Raw genomic sequence first — 14,705 nt, 5'->3', positions numbered from 1 at the left:
CCGGGAACTGCAGGTTTCACTGTCGCACTACAACATGCGGCAGGGTGTCAGGTGACCCACCGGCGACACGCCGCCGATCGCGAAGCCGGTTTGCGCCCGGATCAAGGCGGCGTCGGCCTTGCCCAAGGGCTCTTTCGCGAGAGCCGCGGCGCGGTCGAGGTCCACCTGATTGCCGCCCGCGGTGATGAAGACGACGGCGTTTCCACTGGTCTCGCCGCGCAGGACGATGGACTTGGCGATCTGGTCGATCTCGCACTGCATGGCCGCGGCGGCATCCGCGGCGGTGCGGGCGAGGGCGGTTTCGCGAATGTCCACGGGCATCCCCGCCGCTTCGAGGGCGGCGCGGACTCTTTTCAGGCTCTTGCTCATGCGCGCAGACTGTCGCAAAGCTTCTGCCATGACAAGCACGCTCGAAGCCCGTGTCACCCGCTGTCCGCGTCCCCACGATCGGGGGCTCGTGAAGGACATGGAGGCGTTGACTGGCGATCTGCCCCCGGCGGTCCGTGATCTGGCGGTCGGGGCCGGTGCATCGGCACCCTATCTTGCCGGCCTGCTGGAAAAGGAACGCGACTGGCTCGCGGCGGCGGTCGCCGATCCCGAAGCCCACGTGCAGGCCGTGATCCGCGGGGCGGGGGACCTTTCACCCGAGGCGCTGTCGGACGGGTTGCGTCAGGGCAAGCGCAGGATCGCGCTGATGGCGGCACTGGCCGACCTGGGCGGGGCCTGGTCGCTCGAGGAGGTCACGGGCGCGCTGACCGACTACGCCGACGCCGCCTGTGCGGCCGCCCTGCGTGCCGGGCTGGTGGCGCAGGTGCGCCGAAACAAGCTTCCCGGTGTCACCCTCGACGACCTTGACGACGCGGGCGGCATGGTGGTGCTGGCCATGGGCAAGATGGGCGCGCGGGAGCTGAACTATTCCTCCGATATCGACCTGATCTGCCTGTTCGACGAGACACGTTTCGATCCGGAGGTTTTTCACGAGGCCCGCAGCGCCTTTGTGCGCGCGACACGGGCCATGGCCGCGACCCTGGGCGACCTGACCGGGCAGGGTTACGTGTTCCGCACCGATCTGCGGCTGCGGCCCGATCCTTCGGTGACGCCGGTCTGCCTCGGGATGGAGGCGGCGGAACGCTATTACGAATCCCTTGGCCGCACCTGGGAACGGGCCGCCTACATCAAGGCGCGGCCCTGCGCCGGTGACATCGCGGCGGGCGCGCGGTTTCTCGACGATCTGCGGCCCTTCGTCTGGCGCAGACACCTCGACTTCGCCGCCATTCAGGACGCGCACGACATGCGGCTGGCCATCCGCGAGCACAAGGGACTGGGCGGGCCGATCACCCTGCCGGGTCACAACATGAAGCTCGGCCGGGGCGGCATCCGCGAGATCGAGTTCTTCACCCAGACCCGCCAGCTGATCGCGGGGGGGCGCGACCCGGACCTGCGCACGCGCGGCACCTGCGCGGGGCTGCGCGTGCTGGCGGAAAAGGACTGGGTGCCGGCGGACGTGGCCGAGGTGCTGACGGATCACTACCGGGCCCACCGGACGGTGGAGCATCGCCTGCAGATGGTGCGGGATGCCCAGACCCACGACCTGCCGGGCACGGACGAGGGGTTCGAGCGGCTGGCGGCGATGATGGACATGGACGTCGAGGTACTGCAGGCGGATCTGCACCGGCGTCTCAGCGCGGTGCACGAACTGACCGAAGGGTTCTTTGCCGCCTCCCGGCAGGGTGCGGAAAAACCGGCAGCGCCGCACACGTTCGACGCCGCGGTCCTCGACCGTTGGCCGAGCTATCCGGCGCTGCGCACGGTGAGGGGGGCGGAAATCTTCGAACGGCTCAAGCCGGAACTTCTCAAGCGGCTGGCGGATGCGGCCAAGCCTGACGAAGCCCTGCTGGCCTTCGACGGGTTTCTGTCGCGCCTGCCGGCCGGGGTGCAGCTGTTCTCCCTGCTCAGGGCCAATCCGCAGCTCGCGGACCTGCTGATCGACGTGGTGAGCACGTCGCCCGCGCTGGCGGCGCACCTGTCACGCAACGCGCAGGTGCTGGACGCCGTGCTCGGCGGCGATTTCTTCAGCGCCTGGCCCGGTCGCGAGGCGCTGGCCGCGGGACTGCGCGAGGTTCTCGAACGGGAGCCGGACTACGAGGCCCGCCTTGACGAAACCCGACGCTGGGCGCGCGAATGGCATTTCCGCATCGGGGTCCACCTGTTGCGGGGCCTGACGGACGCGCGCACCGCCGGTCGTCAGTATGCCGACCTTGCGCAGACGGTGCTGGCCTGCCTCTGGCCCGTTGTCGTCGACCAGTTCGCGCGCCGGTACGGGCCGCCGCCGGGCAGGGGGGCGGTGATCCTCGGCATGGGGTCGCTGGGGGCGGGGCGGCTGACGGCGACATCGGACCTCGATCTGCTGGTGATCTACGACGCGCAGGGCGCGGAAAGCTCGGAGGGTCCGAAGCCCCTGGCCTCGCGCAGCTATTACGCCCGGCTGACACAGGCGATGGTCACCGCGATGACGGCCCCGATGTCGCAGGGCAAGCTTTACGAGATCGACATGCGGCTCCGACCCTCGGGCAACCAGGGGCCGGTCGCGACGTCGCTTGCCGCCTTTGAAAGTTACCAGCGCGAACAGGCCTGGGTCTGGGAACATCTGGCGCTGACGCGGGCCGAGGTCGTCGCCGGACCGGAGGCCCTGGCCGATGCCGTCCACGAGCTGCGCGACACGGTGCTGGCCCGTCCCGCGGACCGCGCCAAGGTGCTGTCGGAAGTGGCGGACATGCGGCAGCGCATCGCGCAGGCGAAGGCCCCGGCGGGGCCTTGGGACGCCAAGATCGGGCCGGGGCGGCTGCAGGATATCGAGCTGCTGGCCCAGGCGGGCGCGTTGCTGGCCGGCCAGACCGCAAGGGATATTCCGCAGGCCTTCGAGGCCGCCGCCGGCGTCGGTCTGGTGACGGCAGAGGAAAGCGAAATGCTGAAGCGGACCTACGCGCGCTGCTGGGCGTTGCAATGCGCGGGCCGGCTCCTGTCGGCCGAACCCCTTGTCGAAAACACGCTGGGGCAGGCGGGGGCGGCCTTCCTTGCCCGCGCGCTGGACGCGGAGGATCTCGGCGGTCTCGAAGCGACCCTGGAGCGCGGCCATGCCGAGGCGGCGGCGATCATCGAGCGCGCGTTGCGGGCCACGAAGGAAGCGAGGGACGGATGAAGAAGGGCAGCGAACAGGATCCCAAGGGATTGGTTCACGAAAGCTATCGGATCGACGGGATCACGCTGTCGGAGTGCAGGACGATCTTCCTCGACTGGGCGCTGAGCCTCCCGCTTGAACAGGACACCGGTGCGGCCATCAAGACGCTGCTGGCGCAATACGGTGAAGACGCGCCGGACCACCCGATGACGCAGGTTCTGCGAGAGGGACAAGGCGGCATGACCGCGCCCCGGCGCCGGGGCGGCTGGCGCGGGCGGCCCCGGAACTGACCCGGTCGCAGTCCGGGGGTCATGCCGTCAAATGACCCCACATCCAGTCCCGTTTCGGCCCAAAGTCGCCTCAATTTCCCGTCAAAACCGTGTCGAAGTCGCAAGGGGCGCGCACGGCCGCCCGGAAAGAGGACCGGATGAAGTCACTTAAACTAAGCGCCGCGATCGGCATCGCCGCCCTGTTGTCCGCCTGCGGGTCGATGCCCGACATCGCCAGCCGGAATGCCCCGTTCGAGGCTACCGCGCCCTCCGTCACGCAGCCCGCCGGCCCGGTCGCGCAGACCGCGCCGCTGCCGCAATCGTTCCACGTGTCCCGGATCAACGTCCGGGTTCCCGAAAACCTCTCGGTTTCCGAAGCGAACCTCTATTATCCGCAGGCCGACATCGTCTGGCGGGGCGACCCCCTGGGCGACCGTCGCGCCCAGGTGCGCGAGATCTTCGAGACAGCGCTGTCGCTGGGGACGGCAGACCTCGGCGGCGCGACCGACGTCGTGCTCGACGTGGAGGTGACGCGCTTTCATTCCGTCACCGAAAAGACCCGCTACAGCGTCGGCGGCGTGCACAACATGGAATTCAACCTCACACTCCTGTCCGCCGAAACCGGCCAGCCGCTGGGCCCGACCCGCGCGGTGGAGACCAACCTGAAGGCCTTCGGCGGCCAGAAGGCGATTGACGCCGACCGGCAGGGGCAGACCCAGAAGGTCCGCGTCACCGGGCATCTTGCCCAGGTCATCCGGCAGGAACTGGCCCGACCCGCCGACGCGCCCGCGCCGAAACGCCGCCTGTCGCTGTTCCGCTCCTAAATACAGGCTTTCGCAGGAGACGGGAAAGCTCTAGACGGGGCGCCATGACAGCGCCTCTCACCCCCTCCCGCCCGATCGACGGTGGCTCCGAAAGCGAGCTGCCGGCCGTCCGGCTCATGCCGAAGGCGAACGCCCGCGCGATCCGCCACGGGTTTCCCTGGGTCTATGCCAACGAACTGGTCACCGATCGACGTACGCGCAAGCTGACCCCCGGCGCGCTCGCACTGCTCGAAGATGCCGAGCGTCAGCCGATGGGCCTCGTATCGGTCAATACGAATTCCAAGATCATCGCGCGCATGCTGGACCGCGACCCGGCGGCGGTGATCGATCAGGCCTGGTTCGAGCGGCACATCCGCCGGGCCTTGCGCCTGCGCGAGCGCCTGTACGACGCACCGTTCTATCGCCTTGTCCACGCCGAGGCCGATGGCCTGCCCGGCGTGGTGATCGACCGCTTCGATGACACCTGCGTGGTGCAACCCAACGCGGCCTGGGCTGAGGCGCTGATCGAACCGCTTTGCGCCGCGCTGGTGGCGGTCACGGGCGCGACCAATGTGCTGAAGAACGCCGGCGGGCGCACCCGCGCCCTCGAGGGGCTCGACGACGTGAACGCGGTGCTCGCCGGCGCCGCGCCGGAGAAGCCCGTTCCGGTCCGGATGAACGGGGCGACCTACCTCGCCGATGTGACCGGGGGCCAGAAGACCGGGATCTTCTATGACCAGCGCCCGAACCACGCTTTCGCAGCCAACCTGTCGCGGGGCGCGCGGGTGCTCGACGTCTTTGCGCATGTCGGGGGGTTCTCGCTCGCCGCGCTGGCCAGCGGCGCCTCGAGCGCGCTGGCGGTGGATGGCTCGGGCCCCGCTCTGGAACTGGCGCAGGGTGGCGCGGAGGCGGCGGGCGTCGCCGACCGCTTTGCCACGCGGCAGGGGGATGCCTTTGACGTGCTTGCGGCGCTGCGGGCGGAAGGGGCTGAATTCGACGTGGTGATCTGCGATCCGCCGGCCTTTGCCCCCGCGCGCCCGGCGCTGGAGGCGGGTCTGCGCGCTTACGAGCGTGTGGCGCGCCTCGCAGCCCCCCTTGTCGCCGAAGGCGGCATTCTGGGGTTGTGCTCCTGTTCGCACGCGGCGGACCTTGCCCAGTTCCGGGTGGCCAGCGTGCGTGGCATCGGGCGCGCCGGGCGGCATGGGGTGCTCCTGCACACGGGCTTTGCCGGCGCGGACCATCCGCAACTGCCGCAGCTGGCGGAAAGCGGTTACTTGAAGTCCCTGTTCTTCCGCCTTTGATGCGTGTCCTGATCGACACCTGCGTCCTCTATCCGACGGTCATGCGTGAAATGGTGTTGGGCGTCGCCGCGCAGGGGCTTTTCGAGCCTGTCTGGTCCGCGCGCATTCTCGAGGAATGGGCCCGCGCGGCGGTCAAGCTGGGGGCGGACGGCGAAGTGCAGGCCCGCGCGGAAATCGCGCTGCTGCGCCGCGACTGGCCCGCGGCGGAACGTGCTGCCGCGCCGGGGATCGAGGCGCGGCTCTGGCTGCCGGATCCGGACGACCTCCACGTGCTGGCGGTGGCCGTCGATTCCAGCGCGGATGCCATCATGACGCTGAACGCCAAGGATTTCCCCAAGGGGACACTGGCCGAGGAAGGGTTGGACCGGATCGACCCGGACCAGTACCTGACCGCGCTTTGGGTGGATCATCCGACAAAGGTTACCACTGTGGCCGATCACGTCCTGAACACCGCGCGGGCGCTGTCGGGTCACCCATGGGACATGCGTGCCCTTCTGAAAAAGGCCCGTCTGCCGCGTCTGGCGAAGGCGCTGACGCGATAGGGCAGTCGGGCGCTTGGGGCTAACGGGCGTGAGGACGACGATCCCTTGCCGGCTGGCTCAGCCGTTCCAGCGGGCTTCCAGCCTTTGCAGCGCGGCGACCCGCTCATCCGTTTTCGGGTGGCTCAGAAGCCATGCCGGGGAGGATCCATGGTTGCTTTGCGTCAAGGCTTCGAGCTTGCGGAACAGCGATATCTGAGGCCCCACGCCGATCCCCGCCTTGGTCAAAAGGGCGGCGGCATAGGCGTCGGCCTCGTATTCGTCGCCCCGCGACAGCCGCGCCGCCAGCAGGGTGGTGATCATGTTGGCGATCCAGACCCCGACGAAGGGGATGAACCGCCCAAGGACCATCGCCAGCGCGGCGCGGATGGCGTTCTGACCGGAAAAGTCGATCATCCTGCGCCGCGCGTGGCCCAATGCGACATGGCCCAGTTCGTGCGCGATGACGGAGCCCAGTTCCTCGGCCGTCACCTCGCCCGAGCGGAACTTGTTGTAGAACCCCCGCGTGATGAAGATGCGCCCGTCCGGGGCCGCCAGCCCGTTGACGGGATCGATCTCGTAGATGTGCACCTTGATCTGTGGCAGGTCCAGCGCCCGCGCCAGCCTGTCGCAGACCGCCTTCAGCGCGGGGTCCGCCAGCCGCGTGGATTTCGCGTCCAGCTCCCGCGCGGTGCGCCAGGTTGAAAAGCGGTACATCGCCAGCGCGTAGAGGATGGCAAGGAGGATCGGGAGAACACGGATCATGCCGTCAATATGGGGGCGCGGCGGGCAGGGGCAAGCGGCCCGAGGGCAGATTGATCGCGCCGCGTCACCACGCGACGGGCATGCTGGTCGGGCCGCGGAACGCCCAACCCTTGAACGGGACGGGGCCGTCCAGCCGAAGGCCCGGCAGCCTGTCGAACAGGAGCGGCAGCGCGACTTCCGCGATGAGACAGCGCGCGGCGGCGGCCCCCGCGCAGAAATGCGGCCCCGCACCGAACGGGATTGCGGCCCCGGTATCGCGGGTCACGTCGAAGGCGTCGGGGCGGTCGAAATGCGCCTCGTCCCGTCCGGCGGAAGAGAACATCAGGAACACGCGGTCGCCCGGATCGAAACGCACCCCGCCGACGCTGTCGGCCCGGGCCACGATGCGTGGCGACATGCCGATCGGGCTGATCCAGCGGGCATATTCGGCGAAAGCGTCCTGCCACGTGTTTTCCCCGCGCCGGATAAGCGCCAACTGGTCCGGGTGCGTCAGCAACGCCCAGGCGATCCCGGCAATGGCGTCGCGCGGTTCGTTCTGACCGCCGGAGATCACCAGCTTGATGTTCGCACGAAGGCTTTGCATCGGCAGGCCCGCCGCCCGCTGCACCGCGAGCGCGCTTTTCGGGGGCGGCATGTCGAAGCTGCGGTCGATATGGCTGTCGATGAGGGCGGTCGCGGCGTGGCAGCGCGCCTCCACCTCCGGGTCGCCAAGATAGTTGGCGCAGCCGTCGATCATGTGCTGGCTGACGCGATCCATCTCGGCACGGGTCATCCCGGACAGGCCCGTGATCGCGATGAGGGCAGCGGCGGAAACCGGCATCGCGTAGTCCGTGACCAGATCGCAGGCGCCGAGCGGGGCGAGATCGTCCAGAATGTCGTTTGCGGCTGCCTCGAACACGGATCTCCAGTGCTGGGCCACGGTCCGGGGGCTGAGGGCCGGAAACAGCGCACGTCGCTCCGCCTGATGCGCATCGCCATCCTTGCGCATCATGTTCTCGCCCATGAGAACGGACATCAGCCCGTCCGGCTGATGCGAGGAAAACACCTCGATCCGCTTTTCCTGTCGGTGGATGTCGTCCCGGCGGGTCAGCAGGGTCGCCCCGAGTTCCGGAACGAAGGCAATCGGCGCCTCCCGCCGCATCCGGGCGAGGGCGGGATATGGATCAGCCGCAAAGGCGGCGGGATCGATGGAAAAATGCGGCGCGTCTGTCATGCCTCAGCCTAGGGTCGGATCTCCCGCTGCGGCAATCCTTTTCTGGTGAACACGCTGGGCCGCACCATGTTGTCTGGGCAGAACCGAGAAACGCATGACCGAACTGCCAAGCTGGATCGAGCCCTTTGTCGATGTCGTCGTCGTGGTGATCGTTCTCATCGCCTTCACGAGACTGGCGGAGCTCACATCGTTTTCAAAAATGTCGGGGCACGACTTTGCCATCACGGTCGCAATGGGGTCCGTCCTTGCACGCGTGGTCGTGGGCAAGGACATGCCCTGACGGGCGCGGCGGCGTTGGCGGCGCTGTTCGGGTTTCAGGCCATCCTGTCGCGGCTTCGACAGGGTCACGCGGGGGTGCGCAGCCTGATGGACAACAGCCCGCTGCTGATCATGCGGGGCGAAACGATACTGGACGACAACCTGCGCCACGCAAAGATGACGCGGGCAGACCTCTACGCCAAATTGCGCGAGGCGAATGTGCTGAGACTGGACGAGGTGCGCGTCGCGGTGCTGGAGCAGACCGGCGACGTATCCGTCCTCCACGGCAAGCGCGAGGTGGAGGTTTGCCTGCTGGAGGGGGTGCGGGACCGCCCCTGACGGTCCCGCATCAGGTCATTTCAGCTTGGCGTCCATGGTGATTTCCGCTGTCAGCAGCTTGGAAATCGGGCAGTTTTCCTTGGCCGTTTTCGCGGCTTCGGCAAATTGTTCCTCGGACGCGCCGGGGATGGAGGCGGTGACGTCCAGATGCACTTTCGGCACATGGAACCCGCCGTCCTTCTGCTCCAGATGGACAGTCGCCTTGGTCTCAATGCTATCGGCAACCAGATCGTGTTCGCCCAAAATCATCGACAGGGCCATCGAAAAGCAGGACGCATGTGCAGCCCCGATCAGTTCCTCGGGGTTGGTGCCGTTGCCGTCCTCGAATCGCGTGTTGAAGCCGTAGGGCTGGTCATTCAGAACCCCCGTTTCGGTCGAGACGTGGCCTTTGCCCGTTTTCAGATCGCCGGACCATTTCGCGGAGCCTGATTTCTTGATCGCCATGTTTGAATCCTTTCAGTCTTGTGCTGTCGTTCAACGCTCAGGAGGGGCAGGCGTTCCTCATGACAGACAGATGTGCGGATCAAATATGTGCGAGGGCGGGTGGCAAGTGCGGTGGGCGGACTGCCGAAGTTCACGTGATACGTGAAGGTATCGAAGCAACTGTTTGTAGTAAAATGATAGTTCGGTTCAGTGCGTCATCGACTTGATGCCGCGGGAAAGACCGTCCAGCGTCATCGGCACCATCGCTTCGGGGCCGAATATTTCCCGTATCATCGCGATGGACTGGGTATAGGGCCAGTATTTCTCGGGCACGGGGTTGATCCAGAGGTTGCTTTGCCACTGGTCACGGGCACGGCCGAGCCAGGTCGCGCCGCTCTCCGGGTTCCAATGCTCGTTCGCGCCGCCCGGATAGGCGATCTCGTAGGGCGACATGGAGGCGTCGCCGACGAAGATGCACTTGTAGTCCGGACCATAGGTGCGGAGGATCTCGTGGGTGCTGATCTGTGCGTCCCAGCGGCGCCGATTGTCCTTCCAGACGCCCTCGTACAGGCAGTTGTGGAAGTAGAAGTGTTCGAAATGCTTGAACTCCGCCTTGGCGGCGCTGAACAGTTCCTGCACCACCTTCACATGCGGATCCATGGAGCCGCCGACGTCGAGGAAGAGCAACACCTTGACCGCGTTGCGCCGCTCGGGCCGGGTCTTCACGTCGAGGTATCCATACTCGGCCGTGGCGCGGATCGTGCCGCGCAGGTCCAGTTCTTCCTGTGCGCCGTCGCGCGCCCAGCGGCGCAGGCGCTTCAGCGCGACCTTGATGTTGCGTGTGCCCAGTTCGACGTTGTCGTCGAGATTGCGGAACTCCCGTTTGTCCCAGACCTTGGTCGCGCGCTGGTGGCGGCTTTCCTTCTGGCCGATGCGCACGCCCTCGGGGTTGTAGCCGTAGGCGCCGAAGGGGGATGTCCCCGCGGTGCCGACCCACTTGTTGCCGCCCTGGTGCCGTCCTTTCTGCTCTTCGAGGCGCTTTTTCAGCGTTTCCATGAGCTTGTCGAACCCACCTAAAGCTTCGATCTCGGCCTTTTCGGCCTCGCTCAGGTGCTTTTCGGCCATCTTTTCCAGCCAGTCGCGGGGGATCTCCACGGCGTCCAGCACATCGTCAAGGCTGATGTTCTCGAGCCCCTTGAAGGCCGCCGCAAAGGCCTGGTCGAACTTGTCGATGTTGCGCTCGTCCTTCACCATCGAAACACGGGCGAGATAATAGAATGCCTCGACATCATAGGTCGCCAGCCCCGCCGCCATGCCGTCGAGAAACGCGAGGAATTCCCGCATCGACACCGGGACCTTGTGCGCACGCAGCTGTTCGAAGAAGGGCAGGAACATCCGTCAGCCCACCAGCATCCGGTCCACGAGCACCGTCAGGATCATCCCGACGATTGCAAACGCAATGGCATAGCCGGCGGCGTATTGTGCGACATCCTTGCCGTTGCCGGCCCGTTTGCGCGCGGTCATTGCGCCGATACCGGCCCCGACAAGCGCCAAAACGATTACGATCATGGTCTTCCGCCCGTGTCTACGAGCCTTTCAGCGGGTTGAGTGACGCGATCTCGCGCAGCTTGGCCCGCACGGCCCAGTCTGGCCCAAACCCGTAACGCGCCCAGCCCACACTGTCCAGCCTGACGCCACTGGCCTCCGCGGGGCGGCCTTCCAGTTCCAGCGCCTCGGCGCGCAGCAGCAGCAGCGTGGACAGCAGCGCGGCGTTTTCCGACTGCATGGCGGTCTGCACATGCGGGGCGATCAGCCGCAGGGCGCGGGCGCCGTCGCCCTTGGTGATCGCATAGGCGGAAAGCTGCGTTGCCACGTAGGCCCTGTGCAGCCGGGTGCCCGGCGTGAGCGCATAGTAGCGGTCCGCGATCAGGTAGTGTTTTTGCGCCAGTTCGGGATCGGTCGATTGCATCACGCGGCCCATGGCATAGTGGGCAAAGGCGCGTCGGTGGTCTTCCCAGCCCATGGCGGTGGCGATGCGAATGCCCTCGTGTGCGGCGGTCTGCCTGCTGGTGAAGGAGATGGAGCGCCCCAGGGCCGTCTGGATGGCGCGGCTCCATTCCGGCGGGGTGCGCGTGGCGTATCGCGCGGGCTGGCGCGCGCCCTGCGGGTTGATCCGCGAAAGGATCGCCGGCAAGGCAGCGGCCACTTGTCCCCGTGTCATGCCCGACCGCAGCGCGGGGTCGTAGTAGGCGCGCAGGATCAGCATGTCGAAACCGGTCAGGACGGTGTGGACGTTGTCGTCGTTGAACACCGAATCCGGCAGGCGATAGAGGTCGTTGAGCGGCCCCAGCGCCTGCGCCAATTCCTCGTGCAGGCAATCGCGGACTTCTTGCGGACTGGCGTCATTGGGCAGGAAGACGGCGATTTTCTCGCGCGTTTTCAACAGCGTCCAGTTCGTCTTTGGCTGGCGTCGCGCCGTGCGGTATTCCTCGATCGACGACACGTTGGGTGCAACGAAACAGGCGGCCTGCGGCAGCACCCGCCGGATGTCCTCGCGGGTGACGGCCTGGATGGTGATATGCGCCGTGTCCGACCGGGTCTCCGAGATGTCGATGCGCGCCTCGTTGCGCAGCCGTGCCATCAGACGCCGCAGGTCGGGCATCAGGGTCGCCGGCGGCGTTCCGGTGACGCGCAGGGTGATCGGTGTCTCGAAGCGGGTCAGCACGGGCAGGGTGCGCCCGCTTTCCATCTGGAAAGACAATTCGATGAAATCAAGCGCCAGATCATTGTTCGAACGGACCGGCGCCTCCGGCAGACTGGTGGCGAAGTTTTTCATCGGCGGCAGGCTGCTGTGCGACGTGCCGATCGCCGCGCGGGTGGCGACATCCGGGTTGGAGGCGGGGACGCAGGCGTTCAGCAGCAACACCAGCGGCAGGACGAGCCGCCCTCTCACAGGGAAAGTCCGTTCAGGAACAAGGCGTCACGCGTGGATGTTCGCGTGATTCCGCATGTGGACACGCCCGCCTGGCGTGGTGTCTTGGTGCTCATTGATGCCTGCCTGCGCTTTTGTTAGCTGCCGATTTCAGACCTTCTTTCATGCCAGCCGGACCTGAGTAGGGAGCAATTGAGGCAAAATAGAGGCAAATCGCCTGCGGCGGGGCTGCCGCGCGTCATGTGGCATTTGCACCACCGCGCCGCCCGTGATTAAGTGCCGCGCGTGGCGGATACGGCAGGCCGGTCCTCGCAGCTTGTCAGGAACGTCGGGGTCACTTCGGCCCGATCCATCGGAAGAGTTACCAACATGAATAATCTGGGAAAATCGTCTGGGCCCAAGATCTCGGACTGCAAGACCACGGCACAGTTGCAGAATTTCTGCCGCGAGATCGGCCGCGACATCCGCCAGGGCAAGGTCAAGATCGGCCGGGTCCATTACGCGCTCTCTCTGTTGCAGACCTGCGCACAAGCCTATCACTGCGGCTACGACGAGGTGGTATCGGTCGAACTGGGGGTCGCCGGAGGGGCAGGGTTGCTCGACATGTGCAGCGCGGCGGAGCATCTGGGCCCGATCTTCGGCATCGACATCCGCGTCGTCGGTTTCGACAACGCCACCGGGCTTCCGGCGCCCAAGGATTACCGCGACCATCCCGAGATGTGGCAGCAGACCATGTTCAAGATGCCCGATCCCGACATCCTGCGCGCCAAGTTGCCCAAGTTCGCCGAGCTGATCGTGGGCGATGTCGCCGACACGATCCCCGGCTGGCTCGAGGCCAAGCCCTTGTCACGCAAGATGGGCTTCGTTTCGGTCGACGTGGATTACTACTCCTCCACGCTCAGCGCTTTCCCGATGTTCGAAATGGCGCCCGAGCACTATCTTCCTGCGATGCCGCTCTATTTCGACGACATGAACACCTGCATCACCTACAATTCCCGGTGCGGCGAGCCGCTTGCCATCGCGGAGTTCAACGAACGCAACCCGATGCGCATCATCGAGGAAAAGCCGACCTGGGCGATCCGCAATTTCCACGCGCTGCACGTGCTGGATCACCCTTTCCGGCAGGGAACGGCCTTGCCGAAGTTCCCGCTGCAGGTCGTTCAGTACTGAGAAACGGGCGCGGGCGTACAGCCCGCGCCGCCACCTCTCAGCGCTGGCCGCGCGCCATGAAGGCGAGCCGCTCGAACAGGTGGACGTCCTGCTCGTTCTTCAAGAGCGCGCCGTGCAGTTTCGGCAGGGCGGTGGTGCCGTCCTTCTTGAGATCGGCGGCATCCATGTCCTCGGCCAGCAACAGCTTGAGCCAGTCGAGCACTTCGGACGTCGACGGCTTCTTCTTCAATCCCGCCTGATCCCGGATCTCGTAGAACTGGGTCAGCGCGGTGGTGAGCAGGTTCTCCTTGATGCCGGGGTGATGCACCTCGACGATCTTTTTCAGCGTGTCGATGTCCGGGAAGCGGATGTAATGGAAGAAGCAGCGCCGCAGGAAGGCGTCGGGCAATTCCTTCTCGTTGTTCGAGGTGATGATGACGATCGGCCGGTGGCGCGCCTTGATCGTCTCGCCGGTCTCGTAGACGTGGAATTCCATCTTGTCCAATTCCTGCAACAGGTCATTGGGGAACTCGATGTCCGCCTTGTCGATTTCGTCGATCAGCAGGACCACCTTTTCGTCGGCATCGAAAGCTTCCCAGAGCTTGCCCTTGCGGATGTAGTTCTTGACGTCGTGGACCCGCTCTTCGCCCAGCTGGCTGTCGCGCAGACGGCTGACCGCGTCGTATTCATAAAGCCCTTGCTGGGCGCGCGTGGTGGACTTGATGTTCCATTCGATCATCCGCAGACCGAGTGCCGACGAGACCTGCAAGGCGAGTTCCGTCTTGCCCGTGCCCGGCTCGCCCTTGACCAGCAGAGGGCGTTCCAACGTCACGGCGGCGTTTACCGCGACGGTCAGATCTTCGGTCGCGACGTAATCGGCGGTGCCTTGAAATTTCATTTGCTTTCAATCCTCTGTGATCCGCTGTTTGACTTGATGCCTTTAACCAAAAATCAAGGGGATTGTGTAGTGACAAAACGGGGAGGCTAGGTTAGACGCTGCGGCAGGGAGCGGTCTCGGGGAGATAGGTCTCAAATGCCAGGGCTAAATACTGTTGAGGGACAATCGATGAAACAGGAAGTTTTCCTGCCGGACGATTATTCGCCGGCTGAAGATGAACCATTCATGAACGACAAGCAGCTTGAGTATTTTCGGCGCAAGCTGCTGAACTGGAAGGCCGAGCTGTTGGCGGGCAGCCGTGACACCATCGAGGGGCTTCAGGACGGCACGCGGAACATTCCCGACGTCGCGGACCGCGCAAGCGAAGAGACCGACCGCGCGCTGGAGCTGCGCACCCGTGATCGCGCCCGCAAGCTGGTGGGCAAGATCGACGCGGCGCTGCGGCGGATCGACGAGGGCGAATTCGGCTACTGCTCGGTGACCGGGGATCCGATCTCGCTGAAGCGGCTCGATGCGCGCCCCATCGCGACCATGAGCCTCGAAGCGCAGGAGAAGCACGAACGCCGCGAGAAGGTCCACCGCGACGACTGAAGGGCGATCCTGAGGTAAAGACCGATAATCCGCCGGGGCCTGCGCCCCGGCGTTTTCATGTGAGGCGG

At 65.9% G+C, this 14,705-nt stretch carries 16 protein-coding genes and 1 pseudogene; 9 read left to right on the top strand and 8 right to left on the bottom strand.

What is annotated here, in order from left to right; genetic code table 11:
- Nucleotides 1-36 precede the first annotated feature (36 nt).
- Nucleotides 37-369, bottom strand: a pseudogene (locus BOO69_RS09520) (YbaK/EbsC family protein); the annotation flags it as partial.
- Nucleotides 370-397: 28 nt separating this feature from the next.
- Between BOO69_RS09520 and BOO69_RS09515 the strand changes: the two are divergent.
- The 5 genes from BOO69_RS09515 to BOO69_RS09495 all read left to right on the top strand — a co-directional run bounded on the left by BOO69_RS09515 (nt 398) and on the right by BOO69_RS09495 (nt 6,093).
- Nucleotides 398-3,199 carry a [protein-PII] uridylyltransferase family protein gene (locus BOO69_RS09515; protein WP_071971950.1) on the top strand — a complete coding sequence of 934 codons (2,802 nt, stop codon included), beginning with the start codon at nt 398-400 and terminating at the stop codon, nt 3,197-3,199.
- Nucleotides 3,196-3,468, top strand: coding sequence for a hypothetical protein (locus tag BOO69_RS09510; RefSeq protein WP_071971949.1), 273 nt, complete (start codon nt 3,196-3,198; stop codon nt 3,466-3,468). The genes BOO69_RS09515 and BOO69_RS09510 overlap by 4 nt, the downstream gene beginning before the upstream one ends.
- 137 nt (nt 3,469-3,605) lie before the next feature.
- Nucleotides 3,606-4,271: a DUF6778 family protein gene (locus BOO69_RS09505; protein ID WP_071971948.1), complete on the top strand. Its 666-nt coding sequence runs from the start codon at nt 3,606-3,608 to the stop codon at nt 4,269-4,271.
- A 44-nt stretch (nt 4,272-4,315) separates the two neighbouring features.
- On the top strand, nt 4,316-5,551 hold the full coding sequence (locus tag BOO69_RS09500) for an RSP_2647 family RNA methyltransferase (protein ID WP_071971947.1): 1,236 nt from the start codon (nt 4,316-4,318) through the stop codon (nt 5,549-5,551).
- Entirely contained in the window at nt 5,551-6,093 is a 543-nt protein-coding gene (locus BOO69_RS09495; RefSeq protein ID WP_071971946.1) for an RSP_2648 family PIN domain-containing protein, read from the top strand. The genes BOO69_RS09500 and BOO69_RS09495 overlap by 1 nt, the downstream gene beginning before the upstream one ends.
- A gap of 57 nt (nt 6,094-6,150) precedes the next feature.
- On the opposite strand, the gene BOO69_RS09490 is transcribed toward BOO69_RS09495, so the two are convergent.
- Nucleotides 6,151-6,834 carry a M48 family metalloprotease gene (locus BOO69_RS09490; protein WP_071971945.1) on the bottom strand — a complete coding sequence of 228 codons (684 nt, stop codon included), beginning with the start codon at nt 6,832-6,834 and terminating at the stop codon, nt 6,151-6,153.
- 64 nt (nt 6,835-6,898) lie between these two features.
- A complete protein-coding gene (locus BOO69_RS09485; protein ID WP_071971944.1) occupies nt 6,899-8,047 on the bottom strand; it encodes a cytochrome P450 in 1,149 nt (382 codons plus the stop codon).
- Nucleotides 8,048-8,141: 94 nt separating this feature from the next.
- Here BOO69_RS09485 and BOO69_RS23245 point away from each other — a divergent pair, with 94 nt between their 5' ends.
- Together BOO69_RS23245 and BOO69_RS23240 are read left to right on the top strand one after the other, a co-directional pair.
- Nucleotides 8,142-8,327 carry a DUF421 domain-containing protein gene (locus BOO69_RS23245; protein WP_172839523.1) on the top strand — a complete coding sequence of 62 codons (186 nt, stop codon included), beginning with the start codon at nt 8,142-8,144 and terminating at the stop codon, nt 8,325-8,327.
- A 14-nt stretch (nt 8,328-8,341) separates the two neighbouring features.
- Nucleotides 8,342-8,644, top strand: a complete 303-nt coding sequence (locus BOO69_RS23240; RefSeq protein WP_172839522.1) for a YetF domain-containing protein — start codon at nt 8,342-8,344, stop codon at nt 8,642-8,644.
- Between the two features lie 15 nt (nt 8,645-8,659).
- On the opposite strand, the gene BOO69_RS09475 is transcribed toward BOO69_RS23240, so the two are convergent.
- From BOO69_RS09475 to BOO69_RS09460, 4 genes are all read right to left on the bottom strand, one after another.
- Nucleotides 8,660-9,088, bottom strand: a complete 429-nt coding sequence (locus BOO69_RS09475; RefSeq protein WP_071971943.1) for an OsmC family protein — start codon at nt 9,086-9,088, stop codon at nt 8,660-8,662.
- A 186-nt stretch (nt 9,089-9,274) separates the two neighbouring features.
- Nucleotides 9,275-10,462, bottom strand: coding sequence for a vWA domain-containing protein (locus tag BOO69_RS09470; RefSeq protein ID WP_071971942.1), 1,188 nt, complete (start codon nt 10,460-10,462; stop codon nt 9,275-9,277).
- A 3-nt stretch (nt 10,463-10,465) separates the two neighbouring features.
- Nucleotides 10,466-10,636 carry an apolipoprotein acyltransferase gene (locus tag BOO69_RS09465; protein ID WP_071971941.1) on the bottom strand — a complete coding sequence of 57 codons (171 nt, stop codon included), beginning with the start codon at nt 10,634-10,636 and terminating at the stop codon, nt 10,466-10,468.
- A 16-nt stretch (nt 10,637-10,652) separates the two neighbouring features.
- Nucleotides 10,653-12,020, bottom strand: coding sequence for a DUF2927 domain-containing protein (locus tag BOO69_RS09460; RefSeq protein ID WP_071971940.1), 1,368 nt, complete (start codon nt 12,018-12,020; stop codon nt 10,653-10,655).
- A gap of 348 nt (nt 12,021-12,368) precedes the next feature.
- On the opposite strand from BOO69_RS09460, the gene BOO69_RS09455 reads away from it, so the two are divergent.
- Complete coding sequence (locus BOO69_RS09455; RefSeq protein WP_071971939.1) at nt 12,369-13,169, top strand: hypothetical protein; 801 nt, start codon at nt 12,369-12,371, stop codon at nt 13,167-13,169.
- A gap of 37 nt (nt 13,170-13,206) precedes the next feature.
- Here BOO69_RS09455 and BOO69_RS09450 read toward each other — a convergent pair whose 3' ends face one another.
- Nucleotides 13,207-14,046, bottom strand: a complete 840-nt coding sequence (locus BOO69_RS09450; protein ID WP_071971938.1) for an AAA family ATPase — start codon at nt 14,044-14,046, stop codon at nt 13,207-13,209.
- 135 nt (nt 14,047-14,181) lie between these two features.
- Here BOO69_RS09450 and dksA point away from each other — a divergent pair, with 135 nt between their 5' ends.
- The gene (gene dksA, locus BOO69_RS09445) at nt 14,182-14,637 is read left to right on the top strand and encodes an RNA polymerase-binding protein DksA (protein WP_083545487.1); all 456 of its coding nucleotides are present in this window, start codon (nt 14,182-14,184) and stop codon (nt 14,635-14,637) included.
- Nucleotides 14,638-14,705 lie beyond the last annotated feature (68 nt).

The sequence above is a fragment of the Sulfitobacter alexandrii genome, assembly GCF_001886735.1.
Taxonomy (GTDB): domain Bacteria; phylum Pseudomonadota; class Alphaproteobacteria; order Rhodobacterales; family Rhodobacteraceae; genus Sulfitobacter; species Sulfitobacter alexandrii.
This window is presented reverse-complemented; position numbering and strand designations above follow the sequence as displayed.